Source organism: Streptomyces sp. E11-3 (assembly GCF_046540415.1).
Lineage (GTDB): Bacteria > Actinomycetota > Actinomycetes > Streptomycetales > Streptomycetaceae > Streptomyces.
Genome location: NZ_JAZGRL010000213.1, coordinates 1 through 891, shown reverse-complemented (window position 1 = coordinate 891; position 891 = coordinate 1). Strand labels below are relative to the sequence as shown.

Below are 891 nucleotides of genomic sequence, written 5' to 3'. Positions count from 1 at the left end.
CCCCGCATGACACACCCGACCGCCACACCGCCCCACATGTCACCCTGACCTCATGCCCGAAGGAGACACCGTCCACCAGGCTGCGCGGCGCCTGCACAGCGCGCTCGCGGGCAGCGTGCTGACGCGCTCGGACCTGCGGGTACCCAAGTACGCCACAGCCGACCTCACCGGCCGCAGCGTCCTGGACGTCACCCCGCGCGGAAAGCACCTTCTCACCCGCATCGAGGGCGGCCTCACCCTGCACTCACACCTGCGGATGGACGGCTCCTGGAAGGTCTACGCCCCCGGTGAGCGCTGGAGCGGCGGCCCCGCCCACCAGATTCGCGCGATCCTCGGCACCAGCGAGCACACCGCCGTCGGCTACCGCCTCCCCGTGCTCGAACTGCTCCGCACCCGGGACGAGGCGAAGGCCGTAGGCCACCTCGGCCCCGACCTCCTGGGCCCCGACTGGGACCCGGAAACGGCCCTGCGCAACCTCCTCCAAGACCCCGCGCGCCCGCTCGGCGAAGCCCTGCTCGACCAGCGCAACCTCGCGGGCATCGGCAATATCTACAAGTCCGAGCTCTGCTTCCTGGCCGCCGCCACCCCCTGGCTCCCCATCGGCGAGCTCCCGGCAGGCACCGCCGAGCGCCTGGTCACCGCTGCCAAGCGGCTCCTCGAAGCCAACCGCGACCGCCCCGCCCGCAGCACCACGGGCCGACGCGACCCCCGCCTGTACGTCTACGGGCGCGCACCCCGCCCCTGTCTACGCTGCGGCACCCCCATCCGCTCCGCGAACCAGGGCGACGGCTCCCGCGAACGCCACACGTACTGGTGCCCCCGCTGCCAGCCCGGCCCCACCCCGTAGCCCGCACCCCGGCCGCACAGCCAACCCCGTACCACCAATCCCGT

General features: G+C 73.2%; 1 protein-coding gene. It reads left to right on the top strand.

Annotated features, from left to right (window positions below; all coding sequences use genetic code 11):
* Nucleotides 1–52 precede the first annotated feature (52 nt).
* Entirely contained in the window at nt 53–847 is a 795-nt protein-coding gene (locus tag U9R90_RS36475; RefSeq protein ID WP_411061799.1) for an Fpg/Nei family DNA glycosylase, read from the top strand.
* Nucleotides 848–891: the final 44 nt, after the last annotated feature.